General features: G+C 44.3%; 1 protein-coding gene. It reads left to right on the top strand.

All coding sequences use genetic code 11. The features are described 5' to 3' along the window. The coding region (locus HPS54_RS12775) for a sensor histidine kinase (RefSeq protein ID WP_172345771.1) at positions 1-958 on the top strand (958 nt) is incomplete at both ends.

Here is a 958-nt window from a genome sequence, read left to right on the forward strand (position 1 = left end):
TGTTCCAGATAGTCCGGTTAATGGATGAACAACAATCTATTAACAAGAAGATAGCCAATCAAATTCCGGTTATTGTACAGAAAAGTGTGCAGGAACAGTCCAAAAAGCCAAAACGAAAAGGTTTCTTAGGCATATTCGGCAAAAAAAAGGAAGTAACTCCAGCAGTATCAACCACTATCCTTCATTCGGTCAATAGAAACGTAATCAGCGAACAGAAAGTGCAGGATCGCCAATTGTCGGAACAAGCCGACAGCCTTGCAGCTCGTAATGCAGAACTTAACAGACAACTGCAAGAATTGATTTGCCAAATAGAAGAAAAGGTACAAACCGAACTGCAAAGCCGGGAAAACGAAATAGTTGCCATGCGTGAAAAGTCATTTATGCAAGTAGGCGGTTTAATGGGATTCGTTCTTCTATTGTTGTTAATTTCCTACATCATCATACATCGTGATGCAAAAAGCATTAAACAATACAAGCACAAGACAACTGATTTGATAAGGCAACTGGAACAATCCGTACAACGGAACGAGGCACTGATAACGTCAAGGAAGAAGGCGGTACATACTATCACCCATGAACTGCGCACACCGCTGACAGCAATAACAGGCTATGCCGGACTGATACGGAAAGAACAGTGTGAGGATAAGTCCGGGCAGTATATCCAAAACATACTGCAATCCTCCGACCGTATGCGGGATATGCTTAACACTTTGCTTGACTTCTTCCGCCTGGACAACGGCAAGGAACAGCCCCGTCTGTCACCCTGCCGGATTTCAGCAATCACGCACACACTTGAAACGGAGTTCATGCCTGTTGCCGTGAACAAAGGGCTGTCCTTGTCCGTGAAGACTGGACACGATGCCATTGTATTGACCGACAAAGAGCGAATAATACAAATCGGGAATAACCTGCTGTCAAACGCTGTCAAGTTCACAGAAGAAGGCGGTGTTTCTTTGAT

Source organism: Xylanibacter caecicola (genome assembly GCF_013166515.1).
In the GTDB taxonomy this organism is placed as follows: Bacteria; Bacteroidota; Bacteroidia; order Bacteroidales; family Bacteroidaceae; genus Prevotella; species Prevotella caecicola.